This is a genomic window from Rhizobium hidalgonense (genome assembly GCF_002914525.1).
Classification (GTDB): Bacteria; Pseudomonadota; Alphaproteobacteria; order Rhizobiales; family Rhizobiaceae; genus Rhizobium; species Rhizobium hidalgonense.
Map to the genome: position 1 here is coordinate 211,258 of NZ_LODW01000127.1, position 26,203 is coordinate 237,460.

The 26,203-nt window shown below is 61.9% G+C and carries 25 protein-coding genes; 14 read left to right on the forward strand and 11 right to left on the reverse strand.

Annotated features, from left to right (window positions below; translation table 11 throughout):
- Positions 1 to 65 precede the first annotated feature (65 nt).
- Together ATY29_RS34500 and chrA are read left to right on the forward strand one after the other, a co-directional pair.
- The gene (locus ATY29_RS34500) at positions 66 to 881 is read left to right on the forward strand and encodes a chromate resistance protein ChrB domain-containing protein (RefSeq protein ID WP_025416559.1); all 816 of its coding nucleotides are present in this window, start codon (positions 66 to 68) and stop codon (positions 879 to 881) included.
- 1 nt (position 882) lies between these two features.
- On the forward strand, positions 883 to 2,301 hold the full coding sequence (gene chrA / locus ATY29_RS34505; protein ID WP_003564699.1) for a chromate efflux transporter: 1,419 nt from the start codon (positions 883 to 885) through the stop codon (positions 2,299 to 2,301).
- A gap of 83 nt (positions 2,302 to 2,384) precedes the next feature.
- Here chrA and ATY29_RS34510 read toward each other — a convergent pair whose 3' ends face one another.
- Together ATY29_RS34510 and ATY29_RS34515 are read right to left on the reverse strand one after the other, a co-directional pair.
- Positions 2,385 to 3,716, reverse strand: a complete 1,332-nt coding sequence (locus ATY29_RS34510; protein ID WP_003564698.1) for a hemolysin family protein — start codon at positions 3,714 to 3,716, stop codon at positions 2,385 to 2,387.
- A 135-nt stretch (positions 3,717 to 3,851) separates the two neighbouring features.
- On the reverse strand, positions 3,852 to 4,235 hold the full coding sequence (locus tag ATY29_RS34515) for a VOC family protein (protein ID WP_097534230.1): 384 nt from the start codon (positions 4,233 to 4,235) through the stop codon (positions 3,852 to 3,854).
- Positions 4,236 to 4,554: 319 nt separating this feature from the next.
- Between ATY29_RS34515 and ATY29_RS34520 the strand changes: the two genes are divergently transcribed.
- Positions 4,555 to 4,881 carry an RcnB family protein gene (locus ATY29_RS34520; RefSeq protein ID WP_097534160.1) on the forward strand — a complete coding sequence of 109 codons (327 nt, stop codon included), beginning with the start codon at positions 4,555 to 4,557 and terminating at the stop codon, positions 4,879 to 4,881.
- A gap of 555 nt (positions 4,882 to 5,436) precedes the next feature.
- Here the strand turns inward: ATY29_RS34520 and zigA are convergent.
- Complete coding sequence (gene zigA, locus ATY29_RS34530) at positions 5,437 to 6,642, reverse strand: zinc metallochaperone GTPase ZigA (RefSeq protein ID WP_097534162.1); 1,206 nt, start codon at positions 6,640 to 6,642, stop codon at positions 5,437 to 5,439.
- A 112-nt stretch (positions 6,643 to 6,754) separates the two neighbouring features.
- Complete coding sequence (locus ATY29_RS34535; protein WP_097534164.1) at positions 6,755 to 7,807, reverse strand: zinc ABC transporter substrate-binding protein; 1,053 nt, start codon at positions 7,805 to 7,807, stop codon at positions 6,755 to 6,757.
- A 101-nt stretch (positions 7,808 to 7,908) separates the two neighbouring features.
- Here ATY29_RS34535 and ATY29_RS34540 point away from each other — a divergent pair, with 101 nt between their 5' ends.
- The 3 genes from ATY29_RS34540 to ATY29_RS34550 are packed head-to-tail and all read left to right on the forward strand — an operon-like array spanning position 7,909 to position 10,053.
- Positions 7,909 to 8,850: an ATP-binding cassette domain-containing protein gene (locus ATY29_RS34540; RefSeq protein WP_097534166.1), complete on the forward strand. Its 942-nt coding sequence runs from the start codon at positions 7,909 to 7,911 to the stop codon at positions 8,848 to 8,850.
- Positions 8,843 to 9,658, forward strand: a complete 816-nt coding sequence (gene znuB, locus ATY29_RS34545; RefSeq protein ID WP_097534168.1) for a zinc ABC transporter permease subunit ZnuB — start codon at positions 8,843 to 8,845, stop codon at positions 9,656 to 9,658. Before ATY29_RS34540 ends, znuB begins: the two co-directional genes overlap by 8 nt.
- Positions 9,655 to 10,053: a Fur family transcriptional regulator gene (locus ATY29_RS34550; RefSeq protein ID WP_003564680.1), complete on the forward strand. Its 399-nt coding sequence runs from the start codon at positions 9,655 to 9,657 to the stop codon at positions 10,051 to 10,053. The genes znuB and ATY29_RS34550 overlap by 4 nt, the downstream gene beginning before the upstream one ends.
- A gap of 196 nt (positions 10,054 to 10,249) precedes the next feature.
- Here the strand turns inward: ATY29_RS34550 and ATY29_RS38130 are convergent, their stop codons facing one another.
- A complete protein-coding gene (locus tag ATY29_RS38130) occupies positions 10,250 to 11,215 on the reverse strand; it encodes a putative sodium/potassium/calcium exchanger (protein WP_244597493.1) in 966 nt (321 codons plus the stop codon).
- 192 nt (positions 11,216 to 11,407) lie between these two features.
- Here ATY29_RS38130 and ATY29_RS34560 point away from each other — a divergent pair, with 192 nt between their 5' ends.
- The 4 genes from ATY29_RS34560 (at position 11,408) to ATY29_RS34575 (ending at position 14,108) form a co-directional block, all read left to right on the forward strand.
- A complete protein-coding gene (locus ATY29_RS34560) occupies positions 11,408 to 11,983 on the forward strand; it encodes a transglutaminase-like cysteine peptidase (RefSeq protein WP_025416552.1) in 576 nt (191 codons plus the stop codon).
- 218 nt (positions 11,984 to 12,201) lie between these two features.
- Positions 12,202 to 12,603 carry a hypothetical protein gene (locus tag ATY29_RS34565; protein ID WP_097534234.1) on the forward strand — a complete coding sequence of 134 codons (402 nt, stop codon included), beginning with the start codon at positions 12,202 to 12,204 and terminating at the stop codon, positions 12,601 to 12,603.
- A 344-nt stretch (positions 12,604 to 12,947) separates the two neighbouring features.
- Positions 12,948 to 13,346: an ester cyclase gene (locus ATY29_RS34570; RefSeq protein WP_003564673.1), complete on the forward strand. Its 399-nt coding sequence runs from the start codon at positions 12,948 to 12,950 to the stop codon at positions 13,344 to 13,346.
- Positions 13,347 to 13,397: 51 nt separating this feature from the next.
- The gene (locus ATY29_RS34575) at positions 13,398 to 14,108 is read left to right on the forward strand and encodes a methyltransferase family protein (RefSeq protein WP_097534170.1); all 711 of its coding nucleotides are present in this window, start codon (positions 13,398 to 13,400) and stop codon (positions 14,106 to 14,108) included.
- A 114-nt stretch (positions 14,109 to 14,222) separates the two neighbouring features.
- On the opposite strand, the gene ATY29_RS34580 is transcribed toward ATY29_RS34575, so the two are convergent.
- Positions 14,223 to 14,753, reverse strand: a complete 531-nt coding sequence (locus ATY29_RS34580) for a gamma carbonic anhydrase family protein (protein ID WP_003564668.1) — start codon at positions 14,751 to 14,753, stop codon at positions 14,223 to 14,225.
- A 12-nt stretch (positions 14,754 to 14,765) separates the two neighbouring features.
- A complete protein-coding gene (locus ATY29_RS34585) occupies positions 14,766 to 15,461 on the reverse strand; it encodes a fumarylacetoacetate hydrolase family protein (RefSeq protein WP_097534172.1) in 696 nt (231 codons plus the stop codon).
- Between the two features lie 272 nt (positions 15,462 to 15,733).
- Here ATY29_RS34585 and ATY29_RS34590 point away from each other — a divergent pair, with 272 nt between their 5' ends.
- Together ATY29_RS34590 and ATY29_RS34595 are read left to right on the forward strand one after the other, a co-directional pair.
- A complete protein-coding gene (locus tag ATY29_RS34590; RefSeq protein ID WP_097534174.1) occupies positions 15,734 to 16,486 on the forward strand; it encodes a nucleotidyltransferase domain-containing protein in 753 nt (250 codons plus the stop codon).
- 372 nt (positions 16,487 to 16,858) lie between these two features.
- Entirely contained in the window at positions 16,859 to 17,299 is a 441-nt protein-coding gene (locus ATY29_RS34595; protein WP_025416550.1) for a hypothetical protein, read from the forward strand.
- A gap of 82 nt (positions 17,300 to 17,381) precedes the next feature.
- Here the strand turns inward: ATY29_RS34595 and ATY29_RS34600 are convergent, their stop codons facing one another.
- A complete protein-coding gene (locus ATY29_RS34600; RefSeq protein ID WP_097534176.1) occupies positions 17,382 to 18,362 on the reverse strand; it encodes an SDR family oxidoreductase in 981 nt (326 codons plus the stop codon).
- A gap of 150 nt (positions 18,363 to 18,512) precedes the next feature.
- Complete coding sequence (locus ATY29_RS34605; protein WP_097534178.1) at positions 18,513 to 19,070, reverse strand: DUF308 domain-containing protein; 558 nt, start codon at positions 19,068 to 19,070, stop codon at positions 18,513 to 18,515.
- Between the two features lie 140 nt (positions 19,071 to 19,210).
- On the opposite strand from ATY29_RS34605, the gene ATY29_RS34610 reads away from it, so the two are divergent.
- A complete protein-coding gene (locus tag ATY29_RS34610; protein WP_097534180.1) occupies positions 19,211 to 19,798 on the forward strand; it encodes a TetR/AcrR family transcriptional regulator in 588 nt (195 codons plus the stop codon).
- 41 nt (positions 19,799 to 19,839) lie between these two features.
- On the forward strand, positions 19,840 to 20,379 hold the full coding sequence (locus ATY29_RS34615) for a GNAT family N-acetyltransferase (RefSeq protein WP_097534182.1): 540 nt from the start codon (positions 19,840 to 19,842) through the stop codon (positions 20,377 to 20,379).
- Positions 20,380 to 20,419: 40 nt separating this feature from the next.
- Here ATY29_RS34615 and ATY29_RS34620 read toward each other — a convergent pair whose 3' ends face one another.
- Both ATY29_RS34620 and ATY29_RS34625 read right to left on the reverse strand, forming a co-directional pair.
- Positions 20,420 to 22,387 carry an adenylate/guanylate cyclase domain-containing protein gene (locus ATY29_RS34620; RefSeq protein ID WP_025416545.1) on the reverse strand — a complete coding sequence of 656 codons (1,968 nt, stop codon included), beginning with the start codon at positions 22,385 to 22,387 and terminating at the stop codon, positions 20,420 to 20,422.
- Positions 22,381 to 26,163: a FecR domain-containing protein gene (locus ATY29_RS34625; protein ID WP_097534184.1), complete on the reverse strand. Its 3,783-nt coding sequence runs from the start codon at positions 26,161 to 26,163 to the stop codon at positions 22,381 to 22,383. The genes ATY29_RS34620 and ATY29_RS34625 overlap by 7 nt, the downstream gene beginning before the upstream one ends.
- Positions 26,164 to 26,203: the final 40 nt, after the last annotated feature.

Sequence of the window (26,203 nt, forward strand, 5' to 3'; positions counted from 1 at the left end):
GATCACCCCACGAGGCGCCATGCTGAAGAATCGCGTCCAGTAACCCGATCAACGGAGGACGCGTCATGCCGTCATTTCTCGAAATTTCTCCCGACAAGCTCAACCGACTCATCGGAACGCCCGGTGCGCCTGCCATCGTCGACGTCCGCACGGAGGAGGATTTCGCGCTCGATCCGCGCCTTGTGCCGGGCTCGATCCGGCGCACCCATGCCGACGTTACATCCTGGGCTGATAGCATCGATGCGGATGCCGTCGTGGTGGTCTGCCAGAGGGGTGCCAAGCTCAGCCACGGCGTCGCCGCTTATCTCAGACATGCCGGGATCGACGCGGAAAGCCTCGAAGGCGGCTTCGAAGCATGGATCGCCGGCGGGCTGGCGGTGCCCGAAGCAAAGCTGCCGCGCCGAGACGCACAAGGACGCACCGTCTGGGTAACGCGGTCGCGGCCGAAGATCGACCGCATTGCCTGTCCCTGGCTGATCCGGCGCTTCGTCGATCCGGATGCCGTCTTTCTGTTCGTGCCGACCTCCGAGGTTCTTGCGGTCGGCGACCGCTTCGAGGCCGTGCCCTTCGATATAGAAGGCGTGTTCTGGAGCCATCGCGGCGAGCTTTGCACCTTCGACGTGATGATCGAGGAGTTCGGCCTGGCATCGGCGCCGCTGCTGCACCTCGCAAGGATCGTCCGGGCGGCCGACACCGCAAGGCTCGATCTCGCACCCGAAGCATCAGGCCTGCTTGCCGCTTCGCTCGGCCTGTCCAGAATGTATTCCGACGATCTGGAGCAGCTCGAGGCTGGGATGCTTCTCTACGACGCCTTTTACCGCTGGTGCCGTGATGCGACCGAGGAAACCCACAACTGGCCCTCGCCGAAGAAAGGGGCGTGAGATGGCAGAGATGACAGGCAGTACGCCTGCCGGCGAGACGGCGGAGAAGGACGCGGGCGAGGGGCATCACGGTGTCGCGTTCGCCGATGCCTTCAGGGTGTGGCTGCGCGTCGCGGCCTTGAGCTTCGGCGGCCCGGCCGGCCAGATCGCCGTCATGCACCGGATCGTCGTCGACGAGAAGCGATGGATCGGTGAGCACCGTTTCCTGCATGCGCTGAATTACTGCATGCTGCTTCCTGGGCCGGAGGCGCAGCAGCTGGCGATTTATATCGGCTGGCTGATGCATCGCACGCTGGGCGGCCTCGTGGCCGGCATTCTGTTCGTGCTGCCGGGCTTTCTGTCGATCCTCGGCCTCAGCTATATCTACGCGGCCTACGGCAATGTCGGCATCGTTGCCGGCCTGTTCTTCGGGCTGAAGGCAGCGGTGCTTGCCGTCGTCGTGCAGGCGGTGATCCGCATCGGCGGCCGGGCGTTGAAAAATCGGGTGATGGTCGGCATCGCGGCCGCGGCCTTCATCGCCATTTTCTTTCTGCACGTGCCGTTCCCGCTGATCGTGCTTGCCGCCGGCATCGCGGGTTTCCTCGGCGGCAGGCTCGGGCTTGCCGCCTTCCAGGCGGGCGGCGGCCACAAGGCCGGAAGCGGCCCGGTGCTCTCCGATGCCGAGTCGGCGCTCGGCGAGGGCATCCCAGCGCACGCGCGTCCTAACCTTGCCTGGTCACTGCGCATGTCGGCGGTGCTGCTCGCCCTCTGGATCGTGCCAGTCGCGGCGCTCTATCTCGCCTTTGGGCCGGGCAACGTCCTTACCGAGATCGGTCTGTTCTTCAGCAAGATGGCGGTCGTGACCTTCGGTGGGGCCTATGCGGTGCTGGCCTACGTCGCGCAGCAGGCCGTGCAGCATTTCGGCTGGCTGAAACCCGGCGAGATGCTCGACGGCCTCGGCATGGCGGAGACGACGCCGGGGCCACTGATCATGGTCGTGCAGTTCGTCGGCTTCATGGGCGCCTATCGCGATCCGGGAGCGCTGAACCCGATGCTGGCCGCCACGCTCGCGGCGATGCTGACGACTTGGGTGACCTTCGTACCCTGTTTCCTCTGGATATTTCTCGGCGCGCCGTTCATCGAAAAATTGCGCGGCAATGTCGCGCTCGCAGGCGCAATGTCGGCGATCACGGCGGCGGTGGTCGGGGTCATTCTCAACCTCGCCATCTGGTTCGGCCTGCATACGCTGTTTGCCGAGGTCGCGAGCGTCAGCCTCGGAGGCTTGCGGCTCGATATCCCCGTGCTGCAATCGGCCGTGCCGGCGGCAATGGCGCTGTCTGCCGCCGCGGCAATCGCGATCTTCCGGTTCAAGACGTCGGTCATCACCACCTTGCTTGCCTGTGCGATATCGGGAATGCTCTGGACGCTGGCGGTAGGCTAAAGCATGTCGCGCTTTGCGGTAACGACATGCGTAAAAACAAGAGCTAAAGCGCAAAGACCGAATCTGAAAGATCGCGACGCGCTTTAGGCTTCCGCCCCGTCCGCAGGGATGCGCGTCGCCAGCATCTTGTCAATGCGCATGCCGTCCATATCGAGCACTTCGAAGCGCCAGCTATCGAAGACGAAGGTTTCGCCGGCTTCGGGGATGTGCTGGAGCTGATGCAGCGCGAAGCCCGCAAGCGTATGAAAATCGGCATCCGGACGATCGCGCAGGCCCAGCCTTTCGAAGGCGTCGAAGGCCGGCATCATCGCATCGATCAAGAGCGATCCGTCTTCCCGCACGACGATATCAGGCTCTTCGTTGGATCCCGGCAGGTCGCCGGCGATGGCTTCGAGCAGGTCGGTCTGGGTGACGATACCCTCAAGGCTGCCATATTCATCGATGACGATGGCAAGCCGCACGGGCGAGGCCTTGAAACTGTCGAGCACGCGCACGACCGAGGTGCCCTCGTGCAGCACCAGCGGCTGCTTGATCACCTCCATCGGCCGGACCTTGCCGCCGTCGAGAACCTGGTCGAGAAGGTCCTTCTTCAATACCATGCCGATCGGTTCGTCGATCGAGCCGCGGGCAACCAGCAATTGTTCGTGGCTGCATTCACGGATGGTCTTCAGGATCTCGGCCTCGCTGTCGTCGGCATCGAACCATTCGATATCGAGACGCGGGGTCATGATGTCGGAGATCGGCCTGTCGCCGATGTTGAAGACCCGCTCGACGAGCTGCTGCTGCACCTGGTTGAGAAGCCCGGCTTCCTGGCTTTCGGCAACCAGCAGCTTGAGCTCCTGCGGCGAATGGAAGGACGATTCCCCGGTTCCGGCGCGGAGACCGACGGCGCGCAGCACGAAATTGCCCATGCCGTTCAGGGTATAAATTGCCGGCTTGAACAGCACCAGAAAGAGCCCCAGCGGACGTACCACGGCAAGCGAGGTGGCTTCGCTGCGCTGAAGCGCCAGGCTTTTCGGCGCCAGTTCGCCAAGCACGATGTGGAGAGCCGTGATGATGACGAAGGCAATGACGATGGCGACGGTATGCGCGCCTGTTGCCGCCCATTGCCCGGGCAGCCAGGACAGCAGAGGCTCGATCAGGTGGGCAAGCGCCGGCTCGCCGACCCAGCCGAGCGCCAGCGACGAGATGGTGATGCCAAGCTGGGTGGCGGCGAGGTTGGCGTCGAGATTGTCGACGGCGCGCTGGAGGGCGGAGGCATTCATGCGGCCTGCTGCGGCAAGTTCGGTGACACGGCTGCGCCTGACCGACACCAGCGCGAATTCCGCGGCGACGAAGAAGCCGTTGGCGGCGACAAGAAGAAGCACGGCGAGTATCCCGACATAGTCGAAGACCCCGCCCGCGGATTCGGACATGTTTTCCCTACCTCTGAATTGATCCGAGTCCGAAACTACACGCTCGGGCAGAGGTAGCAAGGCGGGGCGGCCATTCTTCCCTTGGGATGCCGGGTGCCGGCCCGCCAGGTCAGGATCATGCGCGCGCCTCAGCAATCATCTCTTCGGCGCTTCGAAGAGTTCGATCGGGTTTCCGGCCGGGTCTTCGAGCAGGATCTGCTTGCCGCCGATGCCCTGGACGATTTCATTGCGAAAACGCGCGCCGGCCTGACGCAGTTTTGCGACCTCCGCTTCCAGGTCCGCGACTTCGATCTGGATGCGATTCCATCCGCCGGGCTCCGGCGTTCGCCCGTCGGGCATTGCCTGGGACGCGCCGCCCGGCCCCACCATGCCGCTGACGAGCAGACGAAAACCGTCCCTGGTCAGGATGGCAAAGGTGGGGGCGGGGTGAAGCGCGACCGAGAAGCCGAGATGCCTCGTGTAAAATTCCAGCGCCGCGTCGACGTCGTCGACGATGTAGCGCATGCTGATGCCAGGCATGGTTTCCTCCATCATCTTTTGCTTTGTCTCGAACGGCCCTTCGCGACGTTCGAACGCGCTAAAGCCAGGATGGGATGCGGGCAAGACGCTTGATGATTTTGAATCTGCGCTCATTCCTTCCGAAAATCGAATCCGATCTGCAGGACGACGCGCCGACTTGGCCAAAGCCGCCGTCGTCAAGATGCGTAAGCTGCATCTAAAATACGAGAGTCTGGCCTCAACGCCGCGGATTCCATTACGAAAGTTTAATTTAAGTTTCAGTTTCGGTTCATCTTTTCAGCCCTAGTTTGTTCCTGTGCCCAACACTGAGGAACCCCAAATGAAAAAGATTTTTGCAGCTCTTCTTTCAGCCTCCTTCCTTCTCTCGCCGATGGTTGTCTCCCAGGCCAGCGCCGACGATTATCGCCGTCCGCCCGTCGTCGTGCACAAGAAGGTGGTCGTTCAGAAGACGGTCGTCCGGCCGCATTGGAAGAAGGGATACCGCGTCAACGCCAGCGAGCGCCGCCGGTTCCACGACGTCAACGACTACCGCCGCTACCGTCTGGCACCGCCGCCGCGCGGCTATCGCTGGGTTCGGGCAGACAACGACTACCTGCTGATCGGCGTCACCAGCGGTGTGATCTCCAGCATCAGTGCCGGGCGCTGATCGGTGCAAGGATGAGGGCGGCTGAGGCCGCCCTTTTCGGTTTTGAGACGAAGGGAGGAAAGGGCGTGCCGTGTGACACCCCCCTCTGCCCTGCCGGGCATCTCCCCCACAAGGGTGGAGATCGGCAGGAGGCTTGACCATCGCTCTTCTCTCTACTGGTATCGACAATCGCCATGTTTTAGTTGTTTGGGGAAGCCCTCACGCCCAGCCGATCTCCACCCTTGTGGGGGAGATGGCCGGCAGGCCAGAGGGGGGTGCCATGCACGCCGACGCCGAAGGAAGGAGAGGCCGGTGACTTGCCCAAAACCAGGCGTGCTCGCTGATGAGACGTCTCTCGTCTGCGCCAGTTCGTTCATGCCTTTCGCTCATCCTCCAGCCGTTCCCGTCACCCCTGCCTGCCTGGCATCACCCGTTCGGCGATGATGCCGAGCAATCCCCTTATCTTCCGCGCCGTCTCATCCGCAGTCTCATGCGTCGACGGATGAAGCCCCTCGATCGGCGGCAACGGGTCACACTCCGTGCAGACGCAGCGGTAGGGTTTGATTGCCGTCGCCTTCATGCCGCCTGGCGGCTCCAGCTGGCGAAGGGGTCGGGCAGGTTGCGCCAGCGCTCGGGCGCGAAGACCTCGGTCTCGATGAGGCAGGCGTCGAGTTCTCTCCTGATCCAGGCCTCGTCCATCGGGTCGGCGCCGATGAAGACGATTTCCTGGCGGCGGTCGCCCCAGATGGGGTCGAGATAAGGGCCGATGGCGCGCATGAAGCCCGGTTCGTCGGGCCATTGTTCACGGGGTACGGCCGCCCACCAGAGACCCATCGTGCCGGTGCGCACGATCGCGCCGGCCTGGCTGACTTCGCCGACATGGTGCGGGCGCGTTGCCAGCCAGAAGAAGCCTTTGGCGCGCACCACGCCCGGCCAAGTCCTATCGAGGAAAGCCTGCAGCTTCGCCGGATGGAAGGGCCGTTTCTCGCGATAGACGAAGGAGCGGATGCCGTATTCCTCGGTTTCCGGCACATGGTCGCGGAAGCCGTGCAATTCCTTGTACCAGAGCGGATGTGTCTCGGCCCTGTCGATATCGAAGCGGCCGGTGCCGAGCACCTCTTTGAGCGCCACCTTGCCGAAATCCGCCTCGATCAGCCTCGCACCCGGGTTGAGGCCGGTGATGATTTTCCGCGCTGCGTCGCGTTCCGTCTTGCTTGCCGTGCCGATCTTGTTCAGCACCACGACATCGGCGAATTCGATCTGCTCGACCAGCAGGTCGACGATGGTTCTGGTATCGCCTTCGCCTGCCGTTTCGCCGCGGTCGGCGAGGAAATCGGCCGAGGCGTAGTCGGCGAGCAGATTGGCGGCGTCGACGACGGTCACCATCGTATCGAGCCTTGCAACGTCGGAAAGGCTCTGTCCGTTCTCGTCGCGGAATTCGAAGGTGGTGGCGACCGGCAGCGGCTCGGCGATGCCGGTGGATTCGATCAGCAGATAGTCGAACCTGCCCTGGGTGGCGAGATCGCGCACCTCCTTCAAGAGGTCGTCGCGCAGCGTGCAGCAGATGCAGCCATTGGTCATCTCGACCAGTTGCTCCTCGGTGCGAGAGAGATTGGCGCCGCCATCGCGCACGAGGGCGGCATCGATATTCACCTCGCTCATATCGTTGACGATGACGGCGACGCGCATGCCTTCGCGGTTGCCGAGCACATGATTGAGCAGCGTCGTCTTGCCGGCACCGAGAAAGCCGGAGAGCACCGTGACCGGAAGTCTGTTGTCCATGAAACCTCGCACATTTAATGTTATATCATTACAATGTTGTGGCCGAAAAAAAGGCGGAACGGGGTCATCCGCCTCTTTCCGCCTCAGCTCTCCCCGAAGCGCCGCATGACAATCATGCGTTGGAGAGGCAATCCTTCATGCTCTCGGCGATGCCGCGCATGAGGGTGAAATAGAGATCGGGACCGGCCTTCAGCGTTGCCGCTTCGGGGTCGAGCACGCCGGATCTGGCGTTCGTGCCCTCGATAACGACATTGACGAGGCGCGGCTCGAATTGCGGTTCGGCAAAGACGCAGGTGGCGCCGAGTTCGCCGACCTTGCGGTGGATTTCCGAAACGCGCTCGGCACCGGGAATGGTTTCCGGGCTGACGGTGATCGAACCGGCGACGCGGATGCCGTAGCGGTGCTCGAAATACTGGTAGGCGTCGTGGAAGACGATGAAGGGCTTGTCCTTGACGGGAGCGACGGTGGCGGCAATTTCCTTGTCCAGCGCCGTCAGCTTATCATCAAGCGCCTTGGCATTCGCCTGGTAGGTCAGCGCATTGGCGGGATCGGCGGCGACCAGCGTTGTGGTGATCACGGCAGCCATGGCCTTGGCATTCATCGGGTCGAGCCAGAGATGCGTGTCGAAGGCGCCATGGCCATGGTCACCGTCCTGTCCGTGGTCATCATCATGCCCGGTGTCGGCGGCATGGTCGTGATCCGCACCTTCGGCGGAAGCGCCATGGTGCTCATCACCATCCTCATGCGGCTCGAAGGCGCCGCCTTCGCGGAAGGGCAGTTTGACGAGGCCGGGGGCATTGTCGAGTTCGGCGATGCTGGCGTTCGAGCCCAGCGCTTGCAGCGGCTTTTGCAGGAAAGCCTCGAGACCGGGCCCGGTCCAGAAGATCACCTTGGCTTCCTGCAGCGCGCGCGCATTCGACGGCTTGAGGCTGTAGGTATGCGGGGAGGCGGCGCCGTCGACGATCAGTTCGGGTTCACCCACACCCTGCATGATCGCCGCAACCAGCGAATGGATCGGCTTGATCGAGGTGACGACGACCGGCGTGTCGGCCGCCCGCATGGTGCCGGCAAAGAGCAAGGCGGGGACCGCCAGCGCCGGGAGAGTGAGGGCGACCGGAATTCTAAAGGCCAGGATCTTCAGGGCTGGGCCCAGGGTGCGTTTCATCGAATGCTCCGCTTGAATTGCAGATGTTATGTTATTACATCAATTGCGTTATGCTATAACGTGTGCAATAGCAGGATGCAACAGCGCTGTCGGAAAATTTGATGTTCTCTCCCGCAAATACGAAGGGCGAACCGCTGGTTTCGCTCGAAAATGTCGGCGTTCTCAGAAGCGGCCGCTGGCTTGTGCGCGGCGTGGAATTTTCCGTCTCGCGCGGCGAGATCGTCACGCTGATCGGGCCGAACGGCTCCGGCAAGTCGACCAGCGCCAAGGCGGCGATCGGTGTACTGAAGCCGAATGAGGGCAGGGTGGAGCGTCTCGCCGGCCTGAAGGTCGGCTATGTCCCGCAGAAGCTTGCGATCGACTGGACGCTGCCGCTTTCAGTGCGGCGGCTGATGACGCTGACCGGCCCCCTGCCGGAACGTGACATGCGTGCGGCACTCGAAGCCGCCGGTATCGACCATATGCTTGACGCCGAGGTGCAGCATCTCTCCGGCGGCGAATTCCAGCGGGCCCTGATGGCGCGCGCCATTGCCCGCAAACCTGATCTGCTCGTGCTCGACGAGCCGGTACAGGGTGTCGATTTCTCCGGCGAGATCGCGCTCTATGATCTGATCAAGTCGATCCGCAACGCCAGCGGCTGCGGCATCCTGCTGATCTCGCACGATCTCCACGTCGTCATGGCCGAGACCGACACGGTCATCTGCCTCAACGGCCATGTCTGCTGCCGCGGCACGCCGGAAGCCGTCAGCCGCAGCCCGGAATATGTGCGCCTGTTCGGCAGCCGGGCGGCGCAGACGCTCGCCGTCTACAGCCATCACCATGACCATACACACCTGCCGGATGGGCGCGTGCAGCATGCCGACGGCACCGTGACCGATCATTGCCATCCCGACGACGGGCATCACGCTCATGGTCATGAGCACGCTCATGCTGGTCATGAGCACGCGCATGAAGGTCATACGCACGCTCATGATCATGACGATCACCATGGCCATGAGCACTCGCATGCTCATTCCCACAGTGGGGAGGGCCGTCATGCTTGACGATTTCTTCGTGCGCGCCATCCTCGCCGGCGTCGGGCTGGCGCTGACGACGGGGCCGCTCGGCTGCTTCATCATCTGGCGGCGCATGGCCTATTTCGGCGATACGATTGCCCATTCGGCGCTGCTCGGCGTCGCGCTTTCGCTGCTCTTCGAACTCAATCTGACGATTGCCGTCTTTGCCGTCGCAGCCCTCGTATCGGTGCTGCTGCTCTTCCTGCAGAAACGTCAGGCGCTGTCGGCCGATGCGCTGCTCGGCATCCTTTCGCATGCCACGCTGGCGATCGGCCTCGTCATGGTCGCCTTCATGAGTTGGGTGCGGATCGATCTCATCGCCTTCCTGTTCGGCGACATCCTAGCGGTTTCCTCGACCGACATCGCGCTGATCTGGGGTGGTGGGCTGTTCGTGCTCGCGGCAATGGCCTGGCTCTGGCGGCCGCTGCTGGCTTCCACCGTCAATGCCGAGCTTGCCGAGGCCGAGGGTCTGAGGCCGGAGCGGGCGCGACTGTTCTTCATGCTTTTGATGGCCGTCGTCATTGCCATTGCCATGAAGATCGTCGGCATCATGCTGATCACCTCGCTGCTGATCATTCCGGCGGCTGCGGCCAGGCGCTTTTCGGCGACGCCGGAGATCATGGCGGTCCTCGCCTCGGTCATCGGCGCAGCCGCCGTCGTCGGCGGGCTGTTCGGCTCGCTCACCTACGACACTCCCTCCGGTCCCTCGATCGTGGTCGCGGCGCTGATCCTCTTCATTCTCAGCCTGCTTCCCCTCAGGCGGCACCGCGCAGTCATGCAAGGACAAGGCTCATGACGACACCGCAACTTACCAAGAACCAGTCGCTGGTCTTCGACGTGCTCGAAAAGGCCGAAGGGCCGCTTAGCGCCTATACCATTCTCGACAAGCTGCGCGACCACGGTTTTCGCGCCCCGCTGCAGGTCTACCGGGCGCTGGAAAAGCTGCTCGAATATGGCGTCGTCCACCGGCTCGAAAGTATCAATTCCTTCGTCGCCTGCGCCCATCCGGGCGATGACTGCCACAGCCACGGCATCGTCGCCTTCGCCATCTGCGAAAGCTGCGGCCAGGTGATGGAATTCCACGACCACGAGGTCGATCACCGGTTGATGGGCTGGGTGCGCGGGCAGAAGTTCAAGCCGGAGAAGACGACGATCGAGATCCGCGGATTGTGCGAGGCTTGTGCGGCGTAAAGCCCGCGGGCCGGAATCCAACCAGCGCGCGTCCGAGCGGGTGAATGGCTCCCATGAAAGCGAGAATCTTTCGCTTATCTTCCTGAAAGTGGTGGAGCCGACGGAAACTCAAACGTGACAAAAGATGAGGCCGGGAAGACCGGCCTCATCTTTTGCATTCTTTCGCCGGTTGAGTTTAGTCCGGGCCGGCGTTAGGTCAGCCCTTGCCGGGGCCGCCTTTGTCGCCCTTGCCGGAACCGCTGTTGTCGTTCTTGTCGGAACCGTCATTGTCGGTCTTGCCGGAACCGCCATTGTCGCTCTTGCCGGAGCCGCCATTGTCGCTCTTGCCTGAGCCGCCATTGTCGCTCTTGCCTGAGCCGCCATTGTCGCTCTTGCCGGAGCCGCCATTGTCGCTCTTGCCGGAGCCGCCATTGTCGCTCTTGCCGGAACCGCCATTGTCGCTCTTGCCGGAACCGCCATTGTCGCTCTTGCCGGAACCGCCATTGTCGCTCTTGCCGGAGCCGCCATTGTCGCTCTTGCCGGAGCCGCCATTGTCGCTCTTGCCGGAGCCGCCATTGTCGCTCTTGCCGGAACCGTCATTGTCGTTCTTGCCAGGGCCACCCTTGTCGCCCTTGCCCTTGCCATCCTTGCCGTGGTCGCGGTCTTTTCCATCCTTGCCGCCGTGATCGTCGCGGTCCTTGCCGCCGTGATCGTCCTTGCCGTGGTGGCCCTTGCCATCTTTGCCGTGGTCGCGATCTTTTCCATCCTTGCCGCGGCCGTGATGATCGTGATCCTTGCCGCCGTGGTGGTCTTTTCCGTGGTGGCCATCCTTGCCGGGGTCTTGATCTTTTCCGCCGGTGTCGTCGCCTTGAACACCGCCGTCGCCGTTGCCCCCGCTGTCGCTATTGCCACTCCCGTCATTGCCATCGTTCCCATTGCTGGCGACCGAGCCGGTGTTGGATGTCTTCTTGCCGCCGCCAACGTTTTGGCTGCCGTGATCGCTATCGTTGGAACTGAATTTGTTATCGGTCTGAATTGCTCTTGTCGGCATGCACAGCCTGTATTCGAGTGTGCCGCGAACTGCGCTGTTGCAATTAACAACTGCCGGAGCTGCCGTTGCCAAGCTGCTGCTTGCCAGGAGGGAAGCAATGGCAAGGCCGAATTTCGATGCTCTGCTGATCATTTCATACGTCTCCCAAAAGGTTAACCGAATGTTAATGGGAGGAATTCTTATACTAACGATGAATTAACGGAAAGAATAAACAATGGTTAATCTGTATCGGCTATATAATAAGGTTAAATTCTCAAGTATAAAATTTTAATAAATTTTTATCCCGACTCTGCTATTGTTGCGGGATAAATAAGGGAATCGGCTATGAGGCGTCTCTTTTCTCTTGCTGCTATTTTAGCCATTCTTCTGCCTTTTCAGGCCGTTGCCGGATCATCTCTGCCTGTGACCAGAAGCATCGGCGCACCTGTGGGGTTCGGCGCAGCCTGCGCCAAGTACAAGTGGCTGTGCGGCAGGATGGCGGCGCAACAGCGGAACGACGCTGCAGGAATAGCGCTTCTTCAAAAGATCAATCGTGCCGTCAACGGACGCATCATTCCTGCAGAAGATCGTCCGTCATCCGGAAGCAGGGATGTTTGGTCTCTGCCGGTTGCCGGCCGTGGCGACTGTGAGGACTACGCTCTCCAGAAGATGAAGGACCTGATCGAGGCTGGTTTTCCATCGAACCGACTGGCCCTTTCGGTGGTCATTGGACCGCATGATCAAAACCATGTCGTTCTCGTCGCCCGGACGGATGGCGGCGATTATGTGCTCGATAATCTGACCAGTGTGGTGAAGCCATGGCGCACCACGGGCTATACGTTCCTGGCCACTCAGGATTTTCGATCGCGCACGGGCTGGCGCGTGACGCTTGCCGGTCCCCGCGCAGGTGAGTTCTCCTGAGGCGGGCCGTCGCTCAGACTCCAACGCGAACAACGCCAAATTCGAGTGCAGATAGCGGTAAATTCGACGTAGAATTGCGTGCTCAACACCGTGCTTGATGCGTGCCTGATGTAAGAATCGGAAACACTTTGTGACTAAGTGTCTCCAAAAGCAGCGTTTTTTGACTTGCCGCGTCAAGAGAGATGAAGGATATTCTGCAAACGTTGAGGGAAGCCTTCATGATCAGAATGATTGAAAACCCTGCCGAACTGGCTGGCGAAGATATCACCGGCAAATATATTCTCCGAAGGCTGAACTATCATTGGTTCGCCTACGGCAAGGCGGCCATTGTGGCTGCCTGCAAGGGAACGATCCTGCATCTCGAGCGGGAAGAAACGGTCTATTCCGAGCGTTGGGGCCGTCGCGCCTATAGCGGAACCGGCAAGCGTTACCCCGGCGGCATCTGTCCCATTTCGGCCGTCGCCTGCGTTTGCGATACGCCCGACGACGTCAATGCCGTCATTCAACTGGATGTCGAAGCGCAGGACGAATTCTATCAGCTGATCGCCAAGACGGAAGCCAGGGTTCAGGCTCTTGCCGCTTCCTCACGAAACAGCCAGTTTCTCGAAGCGGCCGAGTAGGGCGGTTTTTCAACGATGTAAGGTAACCGCCACCGCAGTCTCCGGTAACTCGAACGCGGTATACGAGGGGCGTTGTTGCAATCCGACGCAGCTTTCATTCGTTGGGTTGCCATCGGGTTGCGCGTGGGGAGAAGAGGGAGCAACCGGCACCTCAACCCTGCATCAACGAGGGGAAGAACTGAGGCACCGTCTCAAATCTCTTTCCGCGCATGACCGTCGAAGGACCGGGCTGGCGGCTCGTGTCTCATACGGCGATGTGGATGGTGACAGCGGAACTGCCGTAACCAAATCAACCCGCGACCCTACCTTTCTCACAGAAACTGCCGACAAACAGGAGCAGTCGCGTGACCAAGACTGAACTCTCGGACCTCTATCGCGGCTACATCGCCTGCCTGAACAGGCAGGACTGGCCGAAACTCGGGCAGTTCGTCGATGAGGGCGCGGTGCATAACGGCCGGCGACTCGGGGTGTCGGGTTACGTCGAAATGCTGGAGCGGGATTTCGATGAGATTCCCGATCTCTATTTCAATGTGGTGACGTTGGTTGCCGATCCGCCTTACGTTGCGTGCCGGCTCGGCTTCGACTGCGCGCCGAAGGGAAAGTTCCTCGGGCTCGACGTGAACGGCCGACGCCTTTCCTTCGCCGAGAACGTCATCTACGAATTTCGCGGTGGAAAGATCGTCGAGGTCTGGTCGGTCATCGACAAGGCGGCGATCGAAGCCCAGCTTCGGGGCGAGAGCTGATCGCCCGACCTTGAAGTGGGCGCATATCCCGAGGAGAAAGGAGCGGCGGTCATGACACGGCAGGACATCCGTCCCGGTCAGATATTCGCAGCCGCAGCGCCATCGCTCGGATCGCTTGCGATAACCATAGCCCTGATGTTTGCCGCGCTCTTCTGGCCAGCCGGCCGGCTCGATTGGCCGCGCGGCTGGATGTTTCTCGGCCTCTTTCTTGCGCTGACATTTGTCGCGATGATCTGGATCTGGCGCGTGAACCCGGAACTGTTTGCGGCGCGCAGCCGATACCAGAAAGGCACCAAGGCCTGGGACGCCGTGGTGGCGACACTGACGATCATTCTCTTTGCGGCCATTCTTCCGGTCGGCGCCTTGGATGACGGGCGGTTCCTTTGGGCGCCGCAGCCCGATTGGGTCGTCCTTCTCGGCTATCTCCTGATGACATCAGGTTATCTCGGCCTGACTTGGGCGCAGTCCGTCAACCGGCACTTCGAGCCGACGGTGCGCATCCAAACCGATCGCGACCATAAGGTGATCGACACCGGCCCCTATGTCGTCATCCGCCACCCGGGATACGCCTTCGCCATCGTGCTGGGCATCGGAATGGCGCTGTCGCTTGGCTCGCTTTACGCGCTGATCCCCGCCGGCCTGCTTGTCGTCGTGCTTTTCGGCCGGACGCTGGGGGAGGAGGCGGAATTGCGCAAGGGGCTCGAGGGATATGTCGAGTATATGGGGCGGGTGCGCTGGCGCTGGATTCCGGGTGTTTGGTGAGCGTGAGACTTTACCCCTTCCTTTACAGGTGTCCCACGGCACACCCATCACCTCTCTCCGGCCTCATCCTGAAGTACCCCGCAAAGGGCCTCGAAGGGCGAGGGCGGCCGCAATTCACCCAATGACCTTCAGATCGCGGGCGAAGCGTTGCCAGTTGGCGACGTAGTTTTTCGCCGAGCGGCGGATGGCTTCGATTGCGGCGTCGTCGAGCAGGCGCACGACGCGGGCGGGGGCCCCGACGATCAGAGAGTTATCGGGGAATTCCTTGCCCTCGGTCACCAGCGCATTGGCCCCGACCAGGCAGTTGCTGCCGATCTTCGCGCCATTCAGAATGGTGGCGCCCATGCCGATTAGCACGTTGTCGCCGAGCGTGCAGCCGTGGAGGATGGCGTGGTGGCCGATGGTGCAGCCTTCGCCGGTGGTCAGCGGGAAGCCCATGTCGGTATGGGCCATCACGCCTTCCTGGATGTTGGTGCCGGCGCCAATGGTGATCCGCTCATTGTCGCCGCGCAACACCGAGCCGAACCAGATGCCGACGTTCTCACCGACCTCGATGTCGCCGATCACATGCGCATCCGGCGCGATCCAGTGAAGGCCGGCGGGCGGTAGCTTCGGGGTCAGTCCGCCAAGGGCGTAGATCGGCATGGCATCCTCCGCTCAGACGACTTCGACCGACAGCGTCGCCACGCCGTCGATGCCGCAGGTGATGCGGTCGCCCCTCGCAACCGCGCCGACGCCGGCCGGTGTGCCGGTCATGATCACATCGCCCGGCGCCAGCACGAAGAGCTTCGAGAGCTCGGCGATGATCTCGGGCGCCTTCCAGATCATCTGGTTGAGGTCGCCGTCCTGGACGCGCCTGCCGTTCTGCTCCAGCCAGATCCGGCCATCGGCGGGATGGCCGAGCCGGCTTGCCGGCACGATCGCCGAGACGGGGGCGGAATGTTCGAAGGCCTTGGCGAGCTCCCAGGGGCGGCCGAGCTTCTTGGCTTCGCCCTGCAGATCGCGGCGGGTGAAATCGATGCCGACGGCGTAGCCGTAGATGCAGTCGAGCGCGTCTGCGGCCTCAATGTCAGCGCCGCCCGATTTCAGCGCCAGCACGCATTCGACCTCGTAATGGACGTCGTTCGACAGCGGCGGATAGGGAAAAGCATTTCCCGCCGGCAGCAGATTGTCGGCGTTCTTCTGGAAGAAGAAGGGCGGCTCGCGGGAGGGATCATGGCCCATCTCGATCGCATGGTCGGCATAGTTGCGTCCGACGCAATAGACGCGTCGCACCGGAAAGCGCTCATCGGTGCCGTCGACCGGCAGCAGAACCGGTGCGGGACGCGGAATGACGGTGGCGGGATGGGGCATGGCGGGTCTTCCTGTTCAACGAGTCTTTCGTTGATCTTAAACGGAAAACAATGCGGCGGGGAAGCGTGCTTGACAGATTGACGCTGTTGCCCACGATCGATAACTTACATTCATGAGCAGGATTTTCACAGTTTCTACGATGTCTACGACCACCGTTTGGCGGTGGGTGGCAGACGCGTGAACCGAATTCCGTTCATTGCAGAAGACACCAACCCGCCGGAAACGAGCGGGTTTTTTGTTGCCGCTCGTCTCCGGCATTCGAGGACGAGAACATGGACGATATCGCGAAACAGATTCTTGCCGAGCGGGCGCTCGCCGCCGCCCGCCGCTCTGTCGCCTGCCGCTATGCCGGGGCCGCCTTCGCCTATGTCTCCGGCTCCATCATACGCGGCGAAGGCACCGAGTTTTCGGATATCGATCTGGTCATCGTGTTCCCGGCGCTGGAAAGAGCTTGGCGGGAATCGTTCACGGAGGATGAGTTTCCGGTCGAGGCTTTCGTCCATGATCCGCAGACGCTGGCGCATTATATTCATCAGGATGCCGAGAGCGGTTATCCTATCATGGGCAATATGGTTGCGACGGGCAGCATATTGGGACCGGAATTCGAGCGTGCCCGCGCTATCCAGGAAAAGGCTGCAGGCATGCTGGCGGCAGGACCGAAACCGCTGGCCGGGCCGGCCTATGACGCGTTGCGCTATCATGTGACCGACCTTGCCGACGATCTGCGCGGCAAGCGCCCGCCCGAAGAGGTCGCCGCCATCGCCGCGCATCTCTACCAGAAACTCGCCGATCTCATTCTGCTCGGGCATGGCCAATGGGCCGGCCGGGGAAAATGGGCGCCGCGCCTGCTCAGGGCATTCGACCCGCAATTGGCGAGCGAATTCGACACGGCGTTCCGCCTGGCGACGCAAGGTGAGGCAGCCCGGTTTCTCGATCTGGCGGACCGGACGCTCGCCTTGCACGGTGGCCGTTATTTTGATGGATACAGGCAGGACGCTCCGCTGGCGGCGCGGCGGCTGGAATAGAGGTGCAATCGGAGAATGCAAGGCCCAAGAGAGCCTTATCCCGAGGTCCCCCGTAAGGGGCCTCGAAGGACGAGGCGGGTGCTCAGGGGGAGATGGGGCAAGGAGCAACGTTGCGGCGTGTCCTTCGAGGCTTCGGCCTTTGGCCTGCCCGCCTCAGAATGAGAAGGGTTGGAGGATGCCGCTTTACCTTCACCCGCGAGATCTCCATTGCGGCAAGATACAGGGCATTCACCCCCGCGAGATCATCCAGACTCCCACCATCGTCACCGCAAGGCCGATAAACATCGAGTGAACGGCTCAAGCCATTGCAATACGGTGCCAGTTGGATAGAGCTGAACTGTAATATTATCAAAACCAGAGGATGAAAGAAGAATGCCGGGGTTGCGATTTTTCAGAGCAAACCATATTCTCACGCCCATACTTTCCGTAACTTTAGGTCTTTCCGGATGTGTCACGACCAAGGATGGTGTCCAGATTTCTGCGGATCATAGTCGCGCCGTGAGTGGCGAGCGGACAAAAATGGGCCAGTCTTACAATTTGAATGCAGACTGCACCGCTGCGACGATGGCGAAGATAAAGTTGGTGCAAGCCCCGGCGCACGGTTCGGTTGAATTTGTTAACGAAAAGATTTTTTCACATTACCCGACAGGTGCCCCGCAGATCAGGTGCAATTCCAGGAAATCTCCTGGCGTGTCCGAATATTATACTTCCAACAGCGGATACTCTGGAAAGGATATGTATAAGGTCAGAGTGTCCTACGGCGAAGGAACCATCAAGGACGTAACCGTCAATATCAACGTGATAAAGAACTGACGTAAGTCGCCGGTAATTTTCAAATCGGTCGTTCAAGCGAAGCGGTGGCGCATCTGCGGGTGCGCTGCCGTGGAAGATATGCCTAGCCGAGAGCACCTTGCTCCGTGCAAATCCTGTCGATCAGCGCGTCCAGTTCACCCCGTGGCGGACGGCTCTTCGCCAGGCGCTGCTTGAGGTGTACGATCGAGTCTGCCAGGATTTCCTCCAGGCTCTCGGCGCAGGTGAATTCGCCCGCCACGCGCTTGACCTTCGAATTGTCGAAGATTGCGGTCCAGGCCTTGTCGCCGAGGAGCGGGCCGATCCATTCCGGATTGTATCTGACCAGCGTGTCGGTCGGCACGTGCACGATCTTTGCCTCGACGCCCAGCAATCTCGCGATGGTCTTCTGGATATCGTCCCAGATATGCGCACGGTCGGAGGTGATGTGAAAAATTTCGCGCAGCGCCGCTTGCTTGCCGAAAAGGCCGACGAAAGGCACGGCGAAATCGACCGAGCGGGTGAGCGTCCAGGGCGTGTGGCCGTCGCCCGCCACGATGATAGGCTCGCCGTCCAGCATGCGCCTCGCCATAATGTCGGCGTCGCCCATCATCATCGGCAGGCCGGTGCGGACGGTGTGGCTGGGGCGGATGATCGTCCAGGCGAGATTACTGGATTTCTGGAGCAGTTCCTCGCAGGCGATTTTGGCCTGGCTGTAGGGCCAGTAGGGATTGATCGCCGGCGTTTCCTCGGTGATCACGTAATGACGCGGCGGTTTTTCGTAGACCGAGGCCGAGGAGATGAAGATGTACTGGCCGCAATTGCCGGAGAACAGCTCGATGTCGCGCGCCACCTCATCCCTGGTAAAGGCGATGAACTGGCAGACGACATCATAATTGGCCCTGGCGAGATCGGCGTAGGCATCCGATCCAAGCTCCCCGACGATCGAGGTCGTCCCGGCAGGCAAGGCGGCGCTTCTCAGGCCGCGATTGAAGACGCTGACATGGTGACCCTCGGCAACGGCGCGTTCGACGCATGGATGGGAGATCTGGCCGGTGCCGCCAATGAAGAGAACTTTCAAAGCCATGGGAGTGACCTCGGGGTCTAGGGGCGGGAACTGCGATCACCCTTCATAGCGTGAAAGAAGGTGGTCGTCTCCCGCAAATCTCCGCCGAGAGCATGGGGAACGAGCGGCGGCGGCGATAACCTCTGATCGCCGCCGCGCCGACCGGGCAGCCTATGCATGCGCCTTGCGACGGGCTGCGACGACAAGCCAGATCGAGGACAGCAGGAAATAGAAGGCGCCGAACCCGGCATAGGGCACGATATCAAGGATAGTCGGTGCGTCGATGCCAAACGACTGGCTGATCATGAAGCCGCCGGCAAGGGCCGACTGTGCGCCGCTCAGGATCATGACCCATTGGGCGCCGTCGGTACGCCAGCGCCTCACGCCAGTATAGAGCTGCAACAGGCCGGAGAGGATCGCCCAGGCTCCGAACACGGCGAGGACGGCGTAGGTGCTATTGCTGACCGCGATGATGACGGCGAGCGCCGTGACCGTGCTGACCGCGACATTCAGCGTTTGGGACGGGTTGGCTTGCAGGCCGCCATTGACCTTGGCGTCGATCAGATTGGCGAGCGCATCCCACAAGGGATAGACCACCAGCAGAAAGGCAACGGCGCGTGACTGTCCGGCAAAGAGGATGGCGGCGGAAATCCAGACCATCGAGAAGGCGGCACGGGTAAAATAATAGGATCTCAGCCAGTTGGACTGAAGGGAAGATGGAGTTTGCATCGGCAGATTCCTTTGTGATTGCCTGCCTACTAGTAGGTAGATAGCAAAATGGAGTCAACGCGCCGGCCGCACACCTTGTTGTGATAGCACCGATGCAGTGAGAGTCTTGACAATTCGCCTACCAGAAGGTAGGGGACGCTATGAAATCAATAGCTTCCACTTCCGACAAGATCCTGGATATCGCGCAGTCGCTTATCGTGGCGGGAGGCTACAACGGCTTCAGCTATGCCGACATCTCGGCTGCGATCGGCATCAGGAAAGCCAGCATCCACCATCATTTTCCGACAAAGGCCGAACTGGTGGCGGTGCTGGTGGAGCGCTACTTCAAGCAGGCGCAGGCGGGTCTGCAGTCGCTGCGCGAGCAGGCCGCAAGCCCCGCCGATCAGCTGCATTTCTACGTCAATTATTGGCACACATGCATTCGCGACGCCTCGCAGCCCTTCTGCGTCTGCGCGATGCTCGCCGGCGAAATGCAGATGCTGCCCGACGAGGTCGCCTCCCGCGTCCGCGCCCATTTCCAGGGCCTCGCGGCATGGCTGACCTTGGTGCTGCAGGCAGGCGTCGAGCAGGGCCAGTTCCGGCTGGACAAGCGGCCGGAAGAGCAGGCGCAAATGCTGATGGCCTCGGTTCATGGGGCGATGCTCTCGGCGAGGGCACTCGGCGATCCCGGGCTGTTCATTGCGGTCGTCGCTCCTGAGATCTCGAGGCTGCGGGTCCCGGCGCGCTAGAGGAATTCTCTGGCCGAATCCTGATCGAAACTGGATGAGAGATGCGCGAAAGAGAATTCAATGGCGATGTGGCGCCGGTAACGAGGCAGACGACGAGGTTGAGGCTCAGAATTCCTGAGCCGGCGGATATTCATTTCCTGACCGAACTTTTTTCAAGGCTGGAATTGGTCGCGCATCGGCCCGTGCCCCGGCCGGACTCGCCGGAAGAAAGTGCGGAGCGGCTTGCGCGCGATATCAAGCATTGGAAAGAGAACGGCTTCGGGCGCTGGGCGGTCGAGACGGCGGATGCGTTGATCGGTTTCGGCGGCGTGACCATTTCCAGAGATTTCGATGGCCTCAATCTTTCCTATCATCTGCAGCCCGAAAGCTGGGGGCGGGGCTATGCCACAGAACTGGTCAGAGAAACTCTGGCCTTTGCCTTTGACGACTTGGATGCGGACCGGGTGATCGGGTTGGTTCGCTCGGCCAACGCAGCGTCAAAACAGGTTCTTGAGAAATGCGGCTTCCGTTTCGAACGCGAGGTCATGCTGCACAGCGCGCCGACCAACCTCTATGCGATCGATAAACGTAGAAGGAAATAGCAACTGCTCGCACCGAATGCTGACCCGCCCTTCCGATCCGTCATTCCCCGCCTTCTGTCAGCGCATCCCGAACGATCGCATAATAGGCGGCAAGTTCGGGAATATCGGCAGCCAGCGTGTCGAAGACGGGATCAGACGGCGCCAACGTCCCGGCGTATTTCGTCTCGATGAAAGCCTGGTGGGCGGCGAGCGCTTCGGCATCGGCCTTGTGCACGACGGTGAAAACGGGCGAGGGCAGGGTGCGGCCTTTGACGATGATGCGGTCGAGTTCGACGACGATGTAAGTCTCAGTGACCAGCCTTGCGGTTTCTTCGCCGAGCAGCAGCGCCACGCCGTAATTCTTCGAGGCGCCTTCGAGGCGGGAGGCGAGGTTGACGCTGTCGCCGAGGCAGGAATAGTCGAAGCGGCGGGTCGAGCCCATGTTGCCGACGATGCATTCGCCGGTGTTGATGCCGACGCCCATCTTCAAGACGTGCGGCTTACGGCCAAATATGGCCGCCTCCCGCTCCAGTTGGCTATTCAGCCTCGAAATCGCCGCCTGCATAGCGAGCGATGCGCGCACGGCGTGAAGCGCATGATCGGGATCGTCGAGCGGTGCATTCCAGAAGGCCATGATGCAGTCGCCCATATATTTGTCGATCGTGCCGCCATGATCCATCACCACGTCGGAGAGCGGCGTCAGCAGCCGGTTGATCAGGCCGGTCAGTTGCTCCGGATCGTCCTTCAGCGTTTCGGCAATGGTGGTAAATCCCCGCACATCGGAAAATAGCACCGAGAGCGTGCGCCGCTCGCCGCCGAGCTTCAGCTGCGAGGGGTCGTTGGACAGGCGTTTGACGAGATCGGGCGAGATATATTGGGCGAAGGCGCGGATGATTTGGCGCTTGTTGCGGCGCTCCTCGGCATAGTCGAAGGCGGCCTGGCCGAAGACGACAGAGATATAAGCGACGGTCGGGCCGAGTGGCGAGACGAAGACATGGGCAAGCCGGATGCCGGCAAAGCTGACGGCCGCGAAGGCGAGGAGGGCCGCCGCACTGGTCACGATCGTCAGCCATCCTGTCGAGCGCCAGACGGTTGCGGCGGCCAGCAGCACCGCTAATAGGATGCAGGCGGCAACCGTCGGCAGGCGGGCTTCCGCGATCGACAGGCCATCGCGGATATTGTCGTAGATCGTTGCCTGGATCTCGACGCCGGAGACGAGTTTGCCGGTGTGGACCGTATAGGGTGTCGCAAAGGCATCGACACCGCGCTTGTCGATCTCGGGCGCATTCTGCAGGCTGAGGCCGACCAGCACGACGCGGTCCTTGAAATAATCCGGCGGCAGCAGATTTTCAGGGTCGAGCGCCTGGTAATAGGAGACGGTGGGATAGCTGCGGGCCGGGCCCAAGGATTGGATGAGCTGACCGGCCGGCACGGATGCGTGTGTCGCTCCCGACGTTTTCGCCAGCATCGCGGCAAAGCCGTCCTCGTAACCTGGAATGCGCCGGAAGATGCCGTCGCCGCTGAGATCGATCGAGGCGATGCCGGTCACCGCGCCCGCTTCGATCAACTGCGGCAGCGGTGTGGCACGGATCAGCTGCGAGGCCTGCGGCGTCTCGATCAGCGTTTCGTCGCCGGCGAGCACGATATCGGCGCCGACCGCCTTGGCGATCGCCGCGTCATTGTCGGGATTGGAGGGTTCGGCCATGATGATGTCGAGGCCGATGGCACGGGCGCCGGCTGCGCGCAGCTGGCTGATGAGCTCGGCATGCAGGCTGCGCGGCCAGGGCCATTGCGCGTTGATATCGGCCAGTGAGGGCTCGTCGATCGCCACGATCACAGGCCCACCCTGCGGCGGGCGTGGGTCGTCGACGGTCGAGAGATAGTCGAAGCTTCTGAGTTCCAGCAGCGACCAGGCGGGCAGGCGCGACAGAAGCGAGATGGCGATCAGCGTGGTCAGCGACAGCACGAGCAGCCGGAGATGGCGGCTCGTGATATGCCTGGCCCGCCGAGGTTTGTCCCGCATCAGAATCGGACTTTGAGCGTGCCCTTGAAGGCGCGGCCCCAGCCGGAAACGCCGGGCGTTATTTCGAAGTCTTCGTCGAGCAGGTTGTAGGCGGACGCTTCGAGCGCCATGCGCTTGTCGAGCGGTTCCCAAATCAGGTGAGCGTCAAGGCTCCAGTAGTCGTCGAGTTTGGTGCCGAGATCGTCGCCGTCGCGCTCGCCGACATAGTTGGCCGCCACCGTCGCCTTGACCTTGGCCTCGTTGACCCAGGTCAGCGCGATCTGGCCGGAATTCTTCGGAATGAACGGCAGAGAGCCGCCGTAATTCGGCTCCAGCGGGTCCTTGTTCTCCGATTCCATATAGGCATAGGTGGCCGAAAGCCCGAAACCATAGCCGAGCGCAATATTGGCAGTGACGGCGGCGCGGTCGATGCTGCCGCGCGACAGCGGCAGGCTGTCGGCCGCCGGAAGCGCAATCAGCGGCAGATCGATCGAGAAATCATGCAGTTCCTGGTGCTGGTATTCGACCGAGGTGAAGAAGCGGTCGGTCCATTCGGCATCCCATTGCAGCGCCGCCGTATCGGTATAACCTTCGACACCCACCGAGAACTGGTTCGGCTGCAGGCCGAGAATGCCGACCGGGGCGAGGGTGGGAACGCCGGTATCAACGCTCTGGCGCATGAAGGCCGCCCGTAGCCAATGGTTCTGGACAGGCGCCCAGGCAAGGCCGAATCGCGGCTCCAGCCGGCTGACATCGACGCTGCCGCCAGACATGCGCGTACCGAACAGCGCATATTCACCCTTCAGATCTGGCGTGATCTCGTGCAGCACGTCGACATAAGCGCGGCCGATGTCGACACGGCCATCGGTCTCCGTGGGTCCAAGCGTCACACCGGGCAGAAGGCGCGGAATGATATCCTCGATGTTAAGGAAGTCGCTGTTATGGGCATCGATCCAGCCGCCCTCTATGCCGTAGCGGAAGGTCAGCGGTCCTACCCCGATATCGTGGTTGAGGGCCGCGACATAGGTCTTCGAGCTCTGGTCCTGGGCGGTTTGTCCGAAGGGACGAATATCGGCGCCGGGACCGCCGAGGAATGGCACCATCTCCCAGTCGAATGCCAGGTCGGCAGTCGTCTTCGTTCGCGTGCCGGAATAGAGGAGTGCGGCATTCAATACGTTTTCGTAGCCGAACGTATGGCTCCAGCCGATGCCGGCATTGGTTGTCGTGATGATGTCGCGCCGGTTCAGATAGAGCGGCAATTCGTCGGGCACCAGCGGGCCGGCGGCGCCGAATATGGGAAAGAACAACCCGTCGTTCAGAATGGTCGAAAGCTGGGAATTCTCGCTCAGCGTATCGAGGTTATAATCGCGTTTCGCGCCGTTGAAATAGGCAACGACCCTATCGTCCGGCGTGATCGTCGCCGTCAGGTAGCCGTTGCCGCCGAGGATCTTGTTATCGGTGGAGAACCCGCCGAAATCAGTATAGTCGCCGTCGCGCGCAAGCTCTTCCCAGGTCAGGTTGCCGAAGAAGCTGAGTGGGATCGTCTCGTTGGAGAAGCCCTGTATCTCGGCCTCGCCGACGCGGCGTGTATGGCCGTCGACGCTGGTGATGCCGCCGCCGAGCGAGCCTTCGATGAAGGGCGTGCGCAGAAGCGTTGCCGAGCGTGAACGGCCCGACAGCATGTGCGGATCGAGCAGCAGGCCCTGGAACAGCGAGGAGAAGCTCGACGTGTTGGCGCGGTACTGGCTGATATTGTCGTCGCCGAAATCAGTCGCGTTGCTGAAGGGGAAGATGCTGCCCTTGATCGACTGGTCGGTATAGCCGGTGCCTTCGAAGGGGCTGAAGACGGCATCGCCGTAATAGCGGCCCCAGGCATCCAGGCCCTGTAGGCGGAAGGCGTTGTTGAGCGTCGAGCCGGCATCCTCGTTGGCGCCGAGCGCGCTGTAATCGCCGCCGCGCGCCCTGGAGCGGCGGAGAAATTCCTGCGCGTTGCGGATCGCGCCCTCGGCGTCATAGTCGTCGATGTCGACGGCGGTGCGGAAGGCCGGAATGACGGGATCGTTCTTGTCGAGTCTGTCGGCATTGTCGACCGCCTGCTCGGAAGGGATGCGGTCGCCCTTTTCATAATGGGCGGCGGCGAGCATCAGCTGCGACTGAGAATGCGCCGGATTGGCGGTGCTGGCGGCCAGCAGGTCGTCCAGTGCCTTATCGCGCTCGCCGGTCTGCAGGTAGTAGCGGCCGCGGGCGAGAAGGGCGATGTCGAAGCCCGGATCGGCGGCGAGCGCCGCATCGATCTCGCGCTTGGCATCCTTCATCCTTGATTGGTCGAGATAGAGGATGGCGAGATTGGCGTGGGGGACGGGATCTTGCGGATCGAGCGCGATTGCCTTGAGGAAAGCGGCTTCTGCCTCACCATTGGCATCGCGGGCGCCCTGCAGCAGGCCCATCGAGTTCAGTGACCCGGATGCGCCAGGCGCAAGCTCGATGGCGCGGTTCAGGTCGGCAAGGGCGCCGTCGATATCGCTCTTGTATCCGGCCTTGTAGGCGGCGCGCGCGGCAAGGGCGATCGGATGGTTCGGGTCGAGCGCCAAAGCACGGTCAACCGCCTCCCGCATTTGTTCGCGATCGTCGACCAACTGCGCGAGTTGGGCGCGGATGGCGGGCAGGGTGGGATCGTCGGGAAAGCGCTTCTCGGCTTGCCTGATGATGTCGATGGCGGCGCGGGGATTTTCAAGGAAGCCTGCCGTATAAGCTTGCATGATCGCGCCATAGGGTCCGACAGCGGCCGACGGCGGTTTCTCGACGTGGGCTGGATCGGCAAGCGAGCGGGCGAAATAGCCGCCATATTGCGCCATGCTGCGGCGGGCCGGGTCGAGATGCGGCATGGCCGATGCAAACAGCCTTGCGGCATCGTCATAACGCTTTTCGGACCCGGCAATGGTGGCGTCGATCAGGTCGGCGCGCGCCTTCTGGACCACTGTCAGCTTGCGGCGGCGAACCTCCTGAAGGGTTGCTGCCGCCACCTGCCTTCCGTCGAAGGCGCTCTGCACCTCGGCGAGCGCAAGCCAGTCCTCGGTAGTGCGGCGCTCGGGCGGTAAAGCAAGCAGCCGGCGGCGTTCGTCGGCCATGCGGCCTGCCGGCAGCGGCGAGGTCGGCATCAGGCCGAAGCCATCGCGCAGGTTCAGGTAAAACAGCATCTGCTCGCGGTCGTCAGGCGTGACGATGACGAGCTTGCGCGGCGCCTGGCCAATGGTGGCGACCGCTCCTTCGCCTTCGCTCACTTCGACGCTGCCCTGCGGGTTGCTGAGTGCCACGCGGCCTTCGAGCACGATCATCGAGGTTTTGCTGCCCTCGACGGTCATGGTCCAGTCCGTGCCGCGAATGGCGGCTGCGGCGGCAGGGGTCTCGACCGTCAGGCCCTGGCCGCCGCGCTCGGCGCGCGCCCAGATCGTTCCCGATTGCAGCTCCAGTGTCGTGTCGCCGGTCGCGGCCATTTTCTTGACCTGCAGCGAGGAATTGCGGCCGAGGCGAACCTGGGTGTGATCGGAAAAGACGATGGCGAGCTGGCCGTTGGCATTGGTGCGCAGCACGTCGCCGGTCAGGAGATCCTGATTGATGTCGACGACACGCCAGTCCGACACGTCGATGAAGCGGACCTCTTCGCCGGTTTTGCGGGCGATGACGGAACCGGCGACCGGCGTTGCGCGCTGCACGGGATCGGCCATTGCAGGCGGCCCGAAAGCAGGCAGAGCAAGCGCTAGCGCCACCCCTGCGCGAAAGATGTGTTTGGAATGCCCCCGCATGACCTCAACCCCATACCCCATATCCCGTTTGTCTGTGTAG